Origin of the sequence: Bacillus sp. CH140a_4T, from assembly GCF_008923725.1 — a bacterium.
In the GTDB taxonomy this organism is placed as follows: Bacteria; Bacillota; Bacilli; order Bacillales; family Bacillaceae_G; genus Bacillus_A.
Map to the genome: position 1 here is coordinate 227,369 of NZ_WBPF01000022.1, position 16,228 is coordinate 243,596.

Here is a 16,228-nt window from a genome sequence, read left to right on the forward strand (position 1 = left end):
TGTTTGCAACTTTTTATACTTTTAAGAAGCGACGAATTGACATTACACTTCCCCACATACCGATTAAAGCCCCGATTAACACTAGTAAACCAGCTAATTGGAATACGAAAGGACTGTATGGTAGAAGTTCGAAAATTGTTCCGCCAAGTTTTTCGTTAAACACACTTTGTAGTGAATTATACGTAACTAGAATTAGGCCAATTGGAATAATTGATCCTAATACTCCTAGGAATAATCCCTCTAATAAGAACGGCCAACGAATAAACCAGTTTGTTGCACCTACAAGTTTCATAATTTCGATTTCTGTACTACGAGCATAAATTGTAATTTTAATTGTATTAGAGATTAAGAACATCGCTGTGAATAAAAGACCTGCAATTAACGCAATCCCAATATTACGTCCTGTTTTTACAGTATCAAATAATTTTTCAACTTGCCCTTTACCATATTGAACATTGCTTACAAACTGCATTTTCTCAATCTTTTTCGCGATTGTCGCTGTATCTGTTGGTTCTTTTGCTTTTACAATAAATACGTTTTTAAGTGGGTTATCTTGTTCAAATAACTCAAACGTTTTTCCGCTATCACCTAAGCTTTTAATTAAGCGTTTTAGCTCTTCTTCTTTAGATGAATATTTAATAGAGTCTACTTTTGCAACCTTACTCATATCATCTTCTAATTTCTTTTGATCAGCTTCTTTTGCTGCTGGATCAATGTGTACACGAATCTCTACATCTTGCTCTACTTTCGTCGCAAAATGGTTCATATTCATAATCGCTGTTAAAAAGACACCTACAAGTAATAATGTAACTGTTACTGCACTAACAGAAGCAAACGTCATCCATCCGTTACGGGATAGATTCTTTACACCTTCTCGCAAATGTCGACTAAGGGTCTTAGCCTTCATATCCGTATCCTCCCTCAATCTCATCTCGAACAATTTTTCCGCCTTCAATCGCGATTACACGATGACGGATTGTATTTACGATATCTGCGTTATGTGTCGCCATAACGATCGTTGTACCACGTTCATTAATGCGTGTGAAAATCTTCATAATATCAAGAGCAGTTTCAATATCTAAGTTACCTGTTGGCTCATCGGCAATTACAACCTTTGGTCTATTAACAATTGCTCTCGCAATCGCAACACGTTGCTGCTCCCCGCCCGAAAGTTCACTTGGTAGTGCGTCTGCACGATCCTCAAGACCTACAAGACCTAAAACTTCTGTTACACGCTCACGAATGGCTTCTTTTTCTTCTTCAATTACTTCTAAAGCAAACGCAACATTCTCATATACCGTTAACTTAGGTAGCAATTTGAAATCTTGGAAAATTACGCCTAATTGACGACGGAAATATGGAACATCTCTTTCTGCTAATGTTTCAATAACAAGTCCATTTACATTAATCGATCCTGTAGATGGCTTTTCTTCACGATACATCATTTTAATAAATGTAGATTTCCCGGCTCCACTCGGTCCAACTACGTATACAAACTCACCTTGTTTAATGTTAACTGTGAGACCAGCAATGGCTTTCATACCATTCGGGTACTCCTTATAAACATTCGTCATTTTTATCATTATTTATCACCCAATACTTAATGATTTTTTTCGAAATACTTTTCTGTACATCTGAAAATAAAAGATAACCTTTTATTCTCGCTTAACCACTCTTGTTGAAGGTAGTCTACTTACATTTTTTATAAGTAATACTACTATGTAATATATTTCAGCAAAATTCTACAAACCTCATTGTAACATCAAACGGTTTCCAGTTCAGATACAATTTTGTTACAGTTATGTTACACACAAAAAAGGAAAAGAGTTGTCATAGTTCTTACCAAAAATCCTTTTTGGATAAGACTCTATAATCAACTCGTCCATTTCACCCTTTTTATTTATGGTCAGCTAACCACTCAGCTACTTTTTTCGCATCCTCACCTTGAATAATTCCTGGTGACATAGAACCGCGACCTTTTTCAATAATCTTTTCAATCTCTGCTGCATCATACTTCTGTCCCACTTTTCGTAAATCCGGTCCAGTTGCTCCTGATAAATCTTTCGCATGACAGCCTATACAACTTTTTTGATAAATTTGCTCTGCGCTATCTGTGCTTGCAGATTGTTTTGAAGGCTTACTCTCTTCTTTATTTCCACATGCTCCTAAAGCAAAAACGACTGATGTTCCTAGCGCAATAGCCAACAATTTCTTTTTCACTTCTATCGCTCCCCATTGTTGATATTCTTTTCATTCCTAACACACTCATTTTCATTATAAGCATTATCTTTATATAGAAAAACTAAGGTATATTTCATATTCTTCAAAAATACAGTAAGAACCCTGATAATATAAAGCTTTCATAAGTTGTTTCAATTCTGTGAACAACGTAAAAACTTCTATAAAGAATTCTTTTTGAACAGGAAATCAGAAAAATTCTGTATAAAGTCTTACTCTATTACCGCTCTGTTTTACTATTCTCTACTTTTTACAATACAATATACAACATTGTATGCTACATATAATCCCATCAAAAAGAGAAGTTGTCGTTTCCAACTTCTCTTCCTCTTTACTTCATTTATAGAAATAAAATCAAATTCTTTATATCCCCGATTGCCCTCAGCATACGCCGACAACTTTGTTGGCTTTTTTTCGCTTATTAGATACGAGAACGTAAGTAAGCATCAATAAATGGATCAATTTCTCCATCCATAACTGCTTGTACGTTACCAACCTCTGTATTTGTACGGTGGTCTTTCACAAGAGAATACGGGTGGAATACGTAAGAACGAATTTGGCTACCCCATCCGATTTCTTTTTGTTCACCACGAATTTCATCTAACTCCGCCTGTTGCTCTTCTAATTTCTTTTGGTATAATTTCGCTTTTAACATCTTCATCGCGTGCTCACGGTTTTTAATTTGCGAACGCTCTGACTGACATGTTACAACTGTGTTTGTTGGTGTATGTGTAATACGAACTGCTGAGTCTGTCGTATTAATATGCTGCCCACCTGCACCACTTGCACGGTACGTATCAACTTTTAAGTCTTCTGAACGTATTTCGATTTCAACTTCATCATTGAACTCAGGTACAACTTCACAAGATACGAACGATGTATGACGACGGCCTGAAGAATCGAATGGCGAAATACGTACAAGACGATGTACACCTTTCTCTGCCTTTAAATAACCGTAAGCGTTATGACCTTTAATTAATAAAGTAACACTCTTAATACCAGCTTCATCACCTGGTAAGTAGTCAACCGTTTCTACTTTAAACCCACGTTTTTCAGCCCAACGTGTGTACATACGTAATAACATAGAGCCCCAGTCTTGTGACTCTGTTCCACCTGCACCTGGGTGCAATTCTAAAATAGCGTTATTTTTATCATAAGGATCGCTTAGTAGTAACTGTAGCTCATACTCATTCATTTCTTGAATTAAGCCTTTTACTTCTGATTCAAGCTCCTCATGTAAATCTTCGTCATACTCTTCTTTTAAAAGCTCATGCGTTATTTCTAAATTTTCGAATGTCTCATCTAACTGACGGAACTTTCCAACCATATCTTTCAGTGCATTTGCTTCGTTAATTACAACTTGTGCGCCTTGTTGGTCATCCCAAAATCCTGCACCCATCATTGTCTCTTCTAATTCTGCAATTTGTTTCTCCTTAGTAGGAAGGTCAAAGAGACCCCCTAAAAGCCGCTAATCTCTTAGCCATTTTCTCTAATTCTTGTCTAATTTCTACTAATTCCATTTCCTTCACCTCTATGTAATTGCTATTACTTTCGTATGAAAACAAGGGAAACTCTCTCCACTTACTAGGGAGAGAGTTTAATCCTTTTTATTATAATTTGCAAAACAAGCTGAATTCAGCAGCCGCATTTTTTATTAACTTACAATGCCACAGCAGTTTTTATATTTTTTACCGCTTCCACATTTACATAAATCGTTGCGGCCTACTTGGTCACCTTTTACAACTGGCTTTTTCTTCGCCTCTTCGCCATCACTAGATGGATGAACAGCTTCACCTTGAACAACTTCTTGACGCTCTAAGTTTTGTTCAATTTCAGCTTTCATAATGTAACGAGAAATTTCCTCTTCAATAGAAGCAATCATCGATTCGAACATTGCGAATCCTTCCATTTGATACTCACGAAGTGGATCAATTTGACCGTAGGCACGTAAATGAATACCTTCACGAAGGTGATCCATCGCATCAATATGCTCTGTCCATTTCGTATCTACTACACGGAATACAACAACTTTTTCGAACTCACGCATTTGCTCTTCTGGCAGAAGCTTTTCTTTGTCGTTGTAACGCTCTATTAATTTCGCGATAATTGGCTCGCTCATTTCCTCTGGAGCAAGACGACGTAACTCTTCTTCTTTTATATCGCCTTCTTGCAGAAGGTTTGTATTTAAGTAGTCAACAAGACCTTTAATGTTCCAATCTTCTTCAATTTCCTCTTGTGTATGAAGCGCAACAGCACGTTCTACTGTAGATTTCATCATACCTTCAATAATACTGCGTAAGTTTTCAGAATCCATTACTTCTTGACGCTGTTTGTAAATAACTTCACGTTGCTGACGAAGTACATCATCGTATTGTAGTAACTGCTTACGTGCATCATAGTTATTTCCTTCTACACGTTTTTGCGCAGATTCTACTGCACGAGAAACCATTTTACTTTCGATTGGCTGTGAATCATCCATACCAAGGCGATCCATCATTGCTTTCATATTGTCAGAACCGAAGCGGCGCATTAGTTCATCTTCCATAGACAAGTAGAACTGCGTTACACCAGGGTCCCCTTGACGACCAGCACGACCACGTAACTGATTGTCAATACGACGGCTTTCGTGACGCTCTGTACCGATAACCGCTAGACCAACGTTTTTAATATCGTCTCCAAGCTTAATATCCGTACCACGACCAGCCATATTCGTCGCAATCGTTACAGCGCCCTTAATACCAGCTTCTGCAATGATATCAGCTTCTCGCGCATGGTTTTTCGCATTTAAAATGTTATGGCGTACACCTTTACGTGTTAACATTTTTGAGATAAGCTCTGACGTTTCAATTGCAACTGTACCGACAAGAATAGGTTGCCCTTGTTTATGACGATTTACAATATCCTCAACAACTGCATTGAATTTACCTTCCATTGATTTGAAGATTAAATCAGCACGGTCATCACGAATAATATCTTTGTTCGTTGGAATTACGATAACATTCATATTGTAAATACTACGGAATTCTTCTTCTTCCGTTTTCGCTGTACCAGTCATACCAGATAACTTTTCATACATACGGAAATAGTTCTGGAACGTAATTGTTGCGAGTGTCATACTTTCATTTTGAATTTCTACGCCTTCTTTTGCTTCAATAGCTTGGTGCAAACCTTCGCTATAGCGACGACCTTTCATAAGACGACCAGTGAATTGGTCTACAATTACGATTTCGCCTTCTTGTACAACATAATCTGTATCAAGGTGCATAACAACGTGCGCACGAAGTGCCTGATTAATATGGTGAAGAAGTGCTACATGTTTTAAATCGAATAAGTTTTCAATATGGAAAGCTTTCTCTGCTTTCGTAATACCATCTTCTGTTAACATTACATTTTTCGTTTTCACATCAAATGAATACTCTTTTTCATTTTCTAATGTACGAACGAATGCATTTGCAAACATGTATAGCTCTGTTGATTTTTGAGCTTGTCCCGAAATAATAAGCGGCGTACGTGCTTCATCGACTAAAATAGAATCGACTTCATCGATAATAGCAAAATGAAGTGGACGCTGAACGCACTGTTCTCTATATAAAACCATGTTGTCACGTAAGTAATCGAATCCAAGCTCATTATTTGTGCTATACGTAATATCAGCAGCATAAGCCTCTTGTTTCTCTTCGCGTGACATACTGTTTAAGTTAATTCCTACTGTTAAGCCTAGGAACTCATGAAGCTGTCCCATTTCACTCGCATCACGTTGTGCTAAGTATTCATTGACTGTAACAACGTGAACACCTTTTCCGGTTAAAGCATTTAAATATACAGGTAATGTAGATGTTAACGTTTTACCTTCACCCGTTTTCATCTCAGAGATATTTCCTTCATGTAAGGCAATACCACCCATTAGCTGTACGCCATACGGACGCATTCCAAGAACACGAGTCGCAGCTTCACGAACAACCGCAAAAGCTTCAGGAAGTAGATCATCTACTGTCTCACCTTTTGTTAGACGTTCTTTAAATTCAAGCGTCTTTCCTTTTAATTGTTCATCTGTTAGTGGCTTAATAGATGATTCTAATGCATCAATTTGCTCAACTGTCTTCTGCATACGTTTAATTTGGCGTTGATTTACATCAAATACCTTTTTTAAAATACCGATCATAGGAAATACGCTCCTCTTTTTTATTAAAATAAAACTTCCGATTGTTTTTTCTTTTTCTATTACAATCAGTCGTTATAAAAATCAAATGTATGTTATGCCAATTTTTCTCCTAATTAAAAAAACTAAAATGTATATACCTAATGATAATTGTAACACTTGTCTTATAACTATGACAACAATCGGCCGAATGTCTCGTTCTAAATTAAGAAAACTTTTTAAAAAAATCTATTTTCAGCAAAAAAAAGCGCAGCCATTTCGGCTGCGCTTTTGAATTATTATTTAGTTTCGATTAAACCGTATTTCCCATCTTTACGGCCATATACAACATTAGTTTCATTTGTATCAGCATTTGTGAAGACGAAGAAATTATGTCCTAGCATATCCATTTGTAGGATTGCTTCTTCAACGTCCATCGGTTTTAAATCGAATCGTTTTGTACGTACAAGTTCTAGTTCATCCTCTTCTACCTCATCCAGAACAGCTACTGCTTCTGGAAGGATAAAGTTCGTTTTCACAGAACCTTTCTCACGTAACTTACGATTTACCTTTGTTTTATGTTTACGAATTTGTCGCTCAAGTTTATCAACTACTAAATCGATAGCAGCGTACATATCGCTATTAGTTTCTTCTGCACGAAGTAATAAATCAGTAAATGGAATTGTTACCTCGACACGTTGCTTGTCAGAGTATACTTTTAAATTAACTTTAACCTCTGGGAATGTATCAAAATAACGCTCTAACTTACTTAGTTTTTTCTCTACATATTCCTTTAATGCTGGAGTTACTTCAATATTTTCACCACGAATGTTGAATTTCATAGATGAATTCCTCCTTTCAAGCCTATGTACTATAATTTCGACACTGGCTTAAAAACTCCTTCTAACTTTTTAAAAAAATTAGTGGAATTGCGATTTTTTTATCGTTTTTTGTTGAAATGAAAAGATGCATCGTTTCTATCTTTATTTTATCCTATTAACATCGTGAATAACGAATATAACTGTGGACAATTCGTTACAGAAAAGAAACAACTTTTTGACAACTTGATTCATAACAAAAACCCCTTGCAAAAACAAGGGGTTCTACCATATATATAACGTTGCCACAAACGCAGCTTTCTCTTCCCAAAAACAATATCCCTACAGTTTTACAACATTAGCTGCTTGTGGTCCACGTGCTCCATCTACAATATCAAACTCAACTTGTTGTCCTTCTTCTAATGACTTATATCCATCTTGTTGAATAGCAGAAAAATGAACAAACACATCATCACCGTCTTCACGCTCAATAAATCCAAATCCCTTTTCTGCATTGAACCATTTCACTCTTCCTTGCATGTTCATTCCATTCCCTTCACTCTAAAAATCAGGGCATTCGCCCCATAATTTGACTATAACGAATGACAACTTACGAAGTCAAAGAAGACTTATCGTCTTTTTATTATCCCTTTCGACAGTTACAGATTAACTTCTACAAAGCGTCAAACTAGAAACTTCCCTTGCCCCTCTATCGTATAAAAGACTTCCAATTTGTCTAACTGTAATTCCTGTCGTATATACATCATCAACGAGTAAAATGTGTTGACCATGAAACATCTCTTCTCCTTGAAAATAAAAAGGATTACTTCCCGAAAGCCTTTCTTTACGTGTCTTCTTACTTTGCTTTTCTGTTTCCCTTCTTCTTAATGATGGATACGAACTGTTGACAGGTAAACAAGTTGCTAATAACTCTGCCTGATTAAAACCACGTTCATATTCCCGTTCCCTACTAAGCGGAACAGCAATCACACTTGAAACACTTATAAAATGCTTTTGAAATAGCTCCCGAAAGGATCGATGAAAAATATGAACTAACTCCGCATCCCCCCGAAACTTAAACTGTGCTAATATTTCTTTCATCTCATCATCGTACACGTGCAAAGAACGATTTTTAAAAGGACGATACTTCTCCTCATTTATCCACCTTACGCAATCCACACAAATATCATTGTCTTTATATTCGGAAGGTAAGTCCTCTAAAGGTCTCCCACACTCCATGCAAATCTCTCCTATAATATAGGAAAGTTTCTGCTCACATCTGTCACATATATATTTTTTGTGAGACTTTACAAAGAATGTGTACCAACTAACTGTTTCCAACATATACTCATCACAAAGCAAACAATGCATTAATCGATCAACCCTTGTTCCTTCGCATTTTTGTTCATACTTTGAATGTGCTTTTTCGCGCGTACCATCGACTCTGTCTTACCGTAATGAAAATACATAACCTCGCCATATGGCTCTTCAAAACTACGACCTGCTCGGCCTGCAATTTGTACGAGCGCACTCTCTGAAAAAATTTCTTCTTCTGCCCCTAGCACCGCCACTTGTAAGTTCTTCACAGTTACTCCCCTTTCTAAAATCGTCGTTGTAACTAATAACGGAATTTCTCCCTTTCTGAACGCTGCTACTTTTTCTTTTCTCATCGAATCTTCTGCATGTACACCATCGATTCTATTATCCAAACCTTTCAATAACAGACTTATTTCTTCTATATATCGCACATGAGGAACAAATAAAAAAATAGGATGTTTTTTGTTTACGTACATTTTTAACCATTGTAGTAACACTCGAGGAATTTTTTTATGATGAAGGCTTTTCTTCCAATTTCCACACCAGCTAAATAGAGGAACTGGTAACGGATGACGATGGTATCGTCCTGAGACAATGATACCCTTTTGTTTGCCCCTTCTGAAATTACGCTTCCACTTTTCATCAGGAGTTGCCGTTAAATAAATACGCGCCGCTTTCTCTTTCATCGCTTGTTGTACCGCATACTGTAACATTCGATCTGCATGATACGGGAAGGCATCAATCTCATCTACAATCATGACATGAAACGCTCTATAATAACGTAACAATTGATGCGTCGTTGCAACGACTAACGCTGCATCTTTTTCACGATCTACACTCCCTCCGTATAAAGCAGCTACATTTATATTAGGAAACACTTCTTGTAATCTCGGTGCTAATTCCAGTACAACGTCTGTTCTTGGCGTTGCGATACAAACTCTTTCTCCTTTTTGAAGTGCCTCTGCAATACCGTAAAACAACATCTCCGTTTTTCCAGCCCCGCATACAGCCCAAATAAAAAAAGATTCTTTCTGCTTAATAGCTTCTATAACACCTTGCGTCGCCAACTCCTGACCAGTAGACAAATTCCCGTTCCACTGTAACGAATTTAAACCTTTTCCTTCTTTTCTTTCAGAGATCCCACGAACAAGTACAGCACATTCACTTACCCTCCCCATCGTTATACACTTCCGGCAATACGTACACACTTTACTGCACCTTTTACATGAAAATGATGCAAATAGTCGCTGCTCTATATTTCCGCAGCGCTGACATATATATTTAGAAGACTTCTTTGTTACACCTTGTACACATACGACCTCTCCCTTCTTTTTCAAATCACTTAATTTTCTCCGTAAATCTAAAGAGAGTTCCTCTAATAGTAACTGTTTCCCCGCTAACATCAGCAACCACCTCCAGCCCTACTATAAACCTTTCTCATAATCTCGTAAAAACTCAAAAAAGCCGATAACCTACTTATAAAATAGTAAGCTATCGACTTTATACACGTTTTTTATTCAATTATAATCCTATAATCTACCGTAACCTAAGAAATGTTTTTGATTATAAGAACTATTTACACTACCGTAAGTAACACCCGTTGATTCATCAGCAGCATGGATCATTTGACCGCCACCAATATAAATACCAACGTGAGATACGCCTGCTCTGTAAGTACCTTGTAAGAAGATAAGATCTCCTGGTTTTGCTTCAGATGGGCTAATCTTTTGTACAGAGTTCCATAAACCTCTAGTATCTTGACGACCTAAACCATAAACATAAGAGATTAAACCACTGCAGTCAAATCCACCATTTGAAATTGATGCACTACCCCATACGTATTTTAGACCTACTAAACCTTTAGCTTTTTCAACAACATCATTTGTTGGTGCTGGTGCTGGTGTTGGTGTTGGAGCTGGTTTTTTCGCTTCTTCTTTTTTAGGCTCTTCTTTTGGAGCTTGTACAGCATTGTTTGCTGGCGCTGCTGGTTGAGCCTGTGTTTGTGCTGGTTGAGCTGGAGCCTGCGCTGGTTGAGCTGCTGCTTGAGCTGCTTGCTCTGCCTGCTTTTGAGCAGCAGCCTCTTGTGCAGCTTTTTCTTGCGCTTCTTTTTCAGCAATTTGTTGTAATTTTAATGCCTGTTGTTCAAGCTCCTTCAATTGATCTTCCGTACTTGTCATTGAAGTTACAACTGTATCCATTTTACTACTTAAATCGTTTACTGCTGTTGCTTTTTTCGCTTTTTCAGCGTCAAGTTCTTTTTTAGCAGTTTCAATTTGAGCTTGTGCTTCTTTTAATTCTTTTTGTTTTGTTTTTACCGTTTCAACATCTTTTTTCACGTTCGCTTGATCTTCTTGTTGTGTTTTCATGATGTCTTCGTCAGACGCAAGAATTTTAGAAACTGAATTTAAACGATCCACTAAATCTGCAATGTTTTTAGAGTTTACAAGAACTTCTGTTACAACGTTTGTGTTTGGTTGTTCTTGAAGTGCAACTAAACGTTTTCTTAATAACTCTTCACGTTTTGCAATTTTCGTTTGTAGTTCTGCAATATCTTTATTTTTATTTTCGATTAATTGCTCAGTATCTGCTACTTTTTTCGTTGTTTCATCAAGTTTTGAAGCATTCTCTTGAACAGACTTATCCAAACCTTGAATTGTTTTGTTTAAGTCATTCATTTGCTTTTGTAATTCATCACGTTCTTGTTGTTGTTTATGTAAAGTGTCATTTTGTGTATTAATTTGTGATTTCACGTCAGAAATTTTATCTTCTGCAAATACATTTGGTGTTAGTCCTGAAAACATTAACCCTGCAACTAATGCGCAAGATGCTATTTTTAGCTTTTTCATTTTATTTTTTACACCGCTTTCTTTTTTCTTTTTCCGTATATAACCTATAAAATTTATACCATAATTCGGGATTTTTTTTGCTAATGTTACGCTTTTGTAAAACAAATGTAATATTATATGTAACTCTATCGCAAAATATGCATATTTTTGTATGTATGTGTAGAATTTAAAACGTTTTTTATAAGCAAAGAAAAAAACGTAAGGTTTCCCTTACGTTTTATTAAATATACTAATACGAATGCAATCCAAGTGTTATTTCATCCATTTTTCAGCCCAATTTTGGACTTCATCCATAACACTTTCTAATGCTTTTCCTTTGTCAGTTAAGCCGTACTCGATTCGAACTGGTACTTCTGGATAAACATTACGAACTACAATGCCTTCGCTTTCCAATTCCTTCAAACGCTCTGACAACATACGATCGCTCATATTCGGTATAATATCTGCGATTTCCCTAAAACGTTTTGACTCTTCAAGCAAAGATTTAATAATCAAGCCAGTCCATTTTTTACTAAGTAAAGTAAAAGCTGACTCAAACTTTGGACATAAACAAGAATTATGCTCCATATGTTTCACCTCTCTTCCATTATAATATAGTCTCTTGTAAAAAGTAAGTTATAAAACTTTCCTCGTTATTTTATTTTACGTACATTTTACCATTTCCAAATATTAACTTGTCAACTAAGCGTAAAATATCCGTAAAAAAACCCTCTTCAAAAAGAGAGCTTTTTATATTTTTATTACTTCGTATACCATCCCAGACCTAATGCACCTTCACCTAAATGCGTACCAATTACAGCACCAAAATAACCTGTGCGGATTGTGACATGAGGATATTTTGCTTCTAATTCAGCCTTCCATTCATTCGCTTCCTCTTCACGCTGTGCATGAATGATAACTGCTTCCATAGGTACACCTTTACTTGCTTGCTCATCAAAAATTTCAACAATTCGTTTTAACGCTTTTTTACGCGTACGAATCTTTTCAAACGGAATAATGATTTTATCTCTAAAATATAAAACCGGCTTCACTTGTAACAAACTACCAATGAAGGCTTGTGCACTATTTAATCGTCCGCCTCGTTGTAAATGATGTAAATCATCCACTACAAAATAGGCGTCCATCGTTTGTTTCATTTCATCAAATCGGGCGATAATCTCTTTCGGATCCTTTCCTTCGCTTGCTAGCCTTGCACCTTCACGCACATAGAATCCTTGTACTTCACAACTAATTTCAGAGTCGTACGTATATACATCAATACCCTCTACCATTTGTCCAGCTGTCGTTGCCGTTTGATATGTACCACTAATCCCACTTGAAAGATGAATGCTAATAACCGCATCATAATCCTTAGATAGTTCTTCAAATAACTCCACAAACTTTCCGATTGCTGGCTGAGAAGTTTTCGGAAGTTCTTCTTGCTCACGTACTTTTACATAGAAATCATCTACTGAAATTTCTGCTTCTTCTTGATAAGATTCCGTTCCAAACACAACGTTTAATGGAATCATATATATATTGAGTTCATCACGAATATGCTTCGGTATATATGCTGTACTATCAGTAACAATAGCTGTTTTCATTTGCGTACCTGCCTTATAAAAAAGTTTTTATTCCCTAAGTTTACACGAAAACTAAAAATGGTGCATCCAAACATGAAAATGCCGGTTTGGAATTATACTCACCATCTCGACAAATTACAACAAAAAGGTGAAATACTCACCAAAAAATTCATCTTATTTATAAAAAATGTTTGAATATAAAAACGCTCGCTTTTAAAATGTAAAGTACTAGTCATTTTGATAGATAGGGGCGTATACGAGTGTTATTACAATATTTAACAATCAAAGACTACGGCGAGCACGAAATTGTCATTCAAAAATCAAGGTTTATCTGTTACATTAGCCGAGCTACAACCGAAGAAGAAGCTCAAGAATTTATACAAAAAATAAAAAAACAAAATTGGAATGCCACGCATAATTGTTCTGCATATTTAATTGGCGAACAAGATCAAATCCAAAAAGCAAATGATGATGGAGAACCTAGCGGTACAGCTGGCGTACCTATGTTAGAGGTACTAAAAAAACGCGGTTTAAAAGATACTGTCGTTGTCGTTACACGCTATTTTGGTGGCATCAAACTTGGCGCAGGTGGATTAATTCGCGCATATGGAAAATGTACAAGTGAAGGCATTAATCATGTCGGTGTTGTCGAGCGAAAACTCATGCGTGTTATGCAGACCGAAATTGATTACACATTGCTTGGCAAAATTGAAAATGAATTACGTAATTCAAAATATGCCATTAAAGATATACATTATCTCGAAAATGTCACATTTAATACGTATGTAGAAGAAGATGGAAAACAAGCATTCACTGATTGGATGATTGAATTAACAAATGGGAAATGTACAATTACAGAAGGAGATATGTTGTACTTAGAACAGGATGTTATCTAAGAATAACTATATTATCACCTTTAAAGATTAATGTAGTGAATTACTTCCCTACAAATGAACTAAGGAGATTATATATGGAAGAACGTTATTATCATCTCCAAAACAGCAGAATAAAAAAGAAACGAAGAAGAAAGTTTTTCTACTTCCTTATTTTCTTATTTTTATTTGGTAGTGTAGGACTTTATATATTAAATTCCTACTCTTCTCTTATGGGGATGTATAGTGGTTTTACTCGTGAAAAATCGGATTTGAGAACTGAAGACGTAGAAATTACAAAAGAACCTTTTACAATCCTCATTATGGGTATAGAAGATTATGCGACAGACGGGCAAAATGGTCGTACAGATTCATTAATGTTTGCAACAGTCAATCCAAAAACGAAGAAGATTTCGCTTATGAGTATCCCTCGTGATAGTCGCGTCCCAATTGTCGGAAAGAATAAAGAGGACAAAATTAACGCTGCGCACGCATATGGCGGAGAAGAAATGGCAATCAAAACGGTCGAAGGTTTTCTAAAAGTGCCTGTAGACCATTATCTTAAAATTGACTTCCAAGGCTTTAAAGGTATTGTTGATGCTGTTGGCGGTGTTACCGTAGATGTTCCCTTCGATTTCTGGGAACGTTCTGACGTAGATTACTACAAAAAAATCGAATTTAAGCAAGGGCAACAAGAATTAAATGGTGAAGAAGCACTCGCTTACGTTCGTATGCGAAAGCAAGATCCAAATGGTGATTATGGTCGGGCTGCTAGACAAAGACAATTACTCGCTGCCGTTGCTCAAAAACTAAATTCCACCTCTACCGTATTTAAAATTAAAGATTTAACAACAGTCGTTGGAAAATATATAAAAACTGATATTCCTATTTCAGACGGACTTGCTCTTTACAATAAACTATCTGGATTTGATCCTTCTACAATACAAACGTTCAAACTTGAAGGAGAAGACAAAAAAGTAGGTGGTATTTATTACTTCCTTCCGGATCCAAACGGTGTTGAGGCAGTACGTAACGAAATAAAAAAAGAATTAGGCGAAACAGCAAACACTCAAGACAATTCAACGACAAAAACCGAATCAAATCCTTCTTCAAATACTAACTCTAACGAAAAAGCGAAGAGAGAAACGAATCAGAATCAGAATCAGAATCAGAACCAAAATCAGAACCAAACACCAACTGAACCTCCACCTTCCACAAATGCTCATGCAGAGTGGATTATGAGAAATCAGCAATAACAAAAGAGCCAAATCGCAAATGATTTGGCTCTTTTTCTTTACTTATTAAAGTGTTGTAAAATCGCTTCTACAATTCGCTCTGATGCACGGCCATCACCGTATGGGTTAGATGCTTTCGACATCTTATCATGAGCTTCTTTATTCGATAACAATTCATCAGCAAGGCTAAAGATTGTCTCTTCATCTGTTCCTGCTAATTTTAATGTACCCGCTTCAATACCTTCTGGACGCTCTGTTGTATCACGAAGAACAAGAACCGGTACACCGAGTGATGGTGCTTCCTCTTGTACTCCACCAGAATCAGTTAGCATTAAGTATGAACGAGCTGCAACATTGTGGAAATCAATTACATCTAGCGGCTCAATTAAATGAATGCGGCCATGATCGCCTAAAATATCATTTGCAGTTTCACGAACAACAGGGTTCATATGAACAGGATACACAACTTGTACGTCTTCGTGCTTATCAACAAGACGTTTAATTGCACGGAACATGTTACGCATTGGCTCTCCTAAGTTTTCACGACGGTGAGCTGTCATAAGTACAAGACGATCATTTCCAAGTTTCTCTAGTACAGGGTGACTATATGTTTCTTTTACAGTCGTTTTTAGGGCGTCAATCGCTGTATTTCCTGTTATGAAAATGCGTGACTCGTCTTTATTTTCTTTCTGTAAGTTCGTTGCTGATTTTGCTGTAGGTGAGAAGTGAAGATCTGCCATTACGCCTGTTAATTGGCGATTCATCTCTTCTGGGTACGGAGAATATTTATCCCATGTACGAAGTCCTGCTTCAACATGACCTACTGGAATTTGATTATAGAAAGCAGCTAAACTTGCAATAAATGTTGTAGTTGTATCACCATGTACAAGTACAATATCCGGCTTTGCTTCTTTCATTACTTTATCCAAACCTTCTAAACCACGCGTTGTAATATCAATTAAAGTTTGGCGATCCTTCATAATATTCAAATCGAAATCTGGCGTAATTCCAAAGATACTTAATACTTGATCTAACATTTGACGATGTTGCGCCGTTACAGTCACAATCGATTCAATTTTCTCTGAATGCTTTTGCAACTCTAATACAAGAGGTGCCATTTTAATTGCTTCTGGACGTGTCCCGAAAATTGTCATTACTTTTAAACGTTCAGTCATTTCATTGCCTCTTTTCTTTCACTAGTT

General features: G+C 36.6%; 15 protein-coding genes. 2 read left to right on the top strand and 13 right to left on the bottom strand.

What is annotated here, in order from left to right; genetic code table 11:
* Nucleotides 1-13: 13 nt before the first annotated feature.
* The 12 genes from ftsX to F8162_RS27535 form a co-directional block, all read right to left on the bottom strand.
* Complete coding sequence (gene ftsX / locus F8162_RS27480) at nt 14-907, bottom strand: permease-like cell division protein FtsX (protein WP_000645023.1); 894 nt, start codon at nt 905-907, stop codon at nt 14-16.
* Entirely contained in the window at nt 897-1,583 is a 687-nt protein-coding gene (ftsE, locus tag F8162_RS27485) for a cell division ATP-binding protein FtsE (RefSeq protein WP_071724655.1), read from the bottom strand. Before ftsE ends, ftsX begins: the two co-directional genes overlap by 11 nt.
* Before the next feature lie 313 nt (nt 1,584-1,896).
* A complete protein-coding gene (cccB, locus tag F8162_RS27490; RefSeq protein ID WP_087959294.1) occupies nt 1,897-2,220 on the bottom strand; it encodes a cytochrome c551 in 324 nt (107 codons plus the stop codon).
* A 439-nt stretch (nt 2,221-2,659) separates the two neighbouring features.
* A protein-coding gene (gene prfB / locus F8162_RS27495; RefSeq protein WP_151632115.1) for a peptide chain release factor 2 occupies nt 2,660-3,758 on the bottom strand; the annotation gives its coding sequence in 2 pieces (ribosomal slippage) (nt 2,660-3,685 and nt 3,687-3,758; 1,098 coding nt in all).
* Between the two features lie 134 nt (nt 3,759-3,892).
* Nucleotides 3,893-6,400, bottom strand: a complete 2,508-nt coding sequence (secA, locus tag F8162_RS27500; protein WP_151632113.1) for a preprotein translocase subunit SecA — start codon at nt 6,398-6,400, stop codon at nt 3,893-3,895.
* 275 nt (nt 6,401-6,675) lie between these two features.
* Nucleotides 6,676-7,218: a ribosome hibernation-promoting factor, HPF/YfiA family gene (gene hpf / locus F8162_RS27505; protein WP_071710070.1), complete on the bottom strand. Its 543-nt coding sequence runs from the start codon at nt 7,216-7,218 to the stop codon at nt 6,676-6,678.
* A 318-nt stretch (nt 7,219-7,536) separates the two neighbouring features.
* Nucleotides 7,537-7,734 (bottom strand): cold shock protein CspC, encoded by a 198-nt coding sequence (gene cspC / locus F8162_RS27510; RefSeq protein WP_001990088.1) that lies wholly within the window; start codon nt 7,732-7,734, stop codon nt 7,537-7,539.
* 126 nt (nt 7,735-7,860) lie between these two features.
* Entirely contained in the window at nt 7,861-8,565 is a 705-nt protein-coding gene (locus tag F8162_RS27515; protein WP_151632111.1) for a ComF family protein, read from the bottom strand.
* On the bottom strand, nt 8,565-9,914 hold the full coding sequence (gene comFA / locus F8162_RS27520; protein ID WP_151632109.1) for an ATP-dependent helicase ComFA: 1,350 nt from the start codon (nt 9,912-9,914) through the stop codon (nt 8,565-8,567). Before comFA ends, F8162_RS27515 begins: the two co-directional genes overlap by 1 nt.
* 126 nt (nt 9,915-10,040) lie before the next feature.
* Nucleotides 10,041-11,462 (bottom strand): NlpC/P60 family protein, encoded by a 1,422-nt coding sequence (locus F8162_RS27525; protein ID WP_151632107.1) that lies wholly within the window; start codon nt 11,460-11,462, stop codon nt 10,041-10,043.
* A 147-nt stretch (nt 11,463-11,609) separates the two neighbouring features.
* Nucleotides 11,610-11,924: a winged helix-turn-helix transcriptional regulator gene (locus tag F8162_RS27530; RefSeq protein WP_000400857.1), complete on the bottom strand. Its 315-nt coding sequence runs from the start codon at nt 11,922-11,924 to the stop codon at nt 11,610-11,612.
* A gap of 173 nt (nt 11,925-12,097) precedes the next feature.
* Nucleotides 12,098-12,940 carry a DegV family protein gene (locus F8162_RS27535; RefSeq protein ID WP_098904013.1) on the bottom strand — a complete coding sequence of 281 codons (843 nt, stop codon included), beginning with the start codon at nt 12,938-12,940 and terminating at the stop codon, nt 12,098-12,100.
* 239 nt (nt 12,941-13,179) lie between these two features.
* On the opposite strand from F8162_RS27535, the gene F8162_RS27540 reads away from it, so the two are divergent.
* Nucleotides 13,180-13,815, top strand: a complete 636-nt coding sequence (locus F8162_RS27540) for a YigZ family protein (RefSeq protein ID WP_151632105.1) — start codon at nt 13,180-13,182, stop codon at nt 13,813-13,815.
* Between the two features lie 74 nt (nt 13,816-13,889).
* Complete coding sequence (locus F8162_RS27545) at nt 13,890-15,047, top strand: LCP family protein (RefSeq protein WP_151632103.1); 1,158 nt, start codon at nt 13,890-13,892, stop codon at nt 15,045-15,047.
* Nucleotides 15,048-15,085: 38 nt separating this feature from the next.
* On the opposite strand, the gene wecB is transcribed toward F8162_RS27545, so the two are convergent.
* A complete protein-coding gene (wecB, locus tag F8162_RS27550) occupies nt 15,086-16,201 on the bottom strand; it encodes a non-hydrolyzing UDP-N-acetylglucosamine 2-epimerase (RefSeq protein WP_151632101.1) in 1,116 nt (371 codons plus the stop codon).
* Nucleotides 16,202-16,228 lie beyond the last annotated feature (27 nt).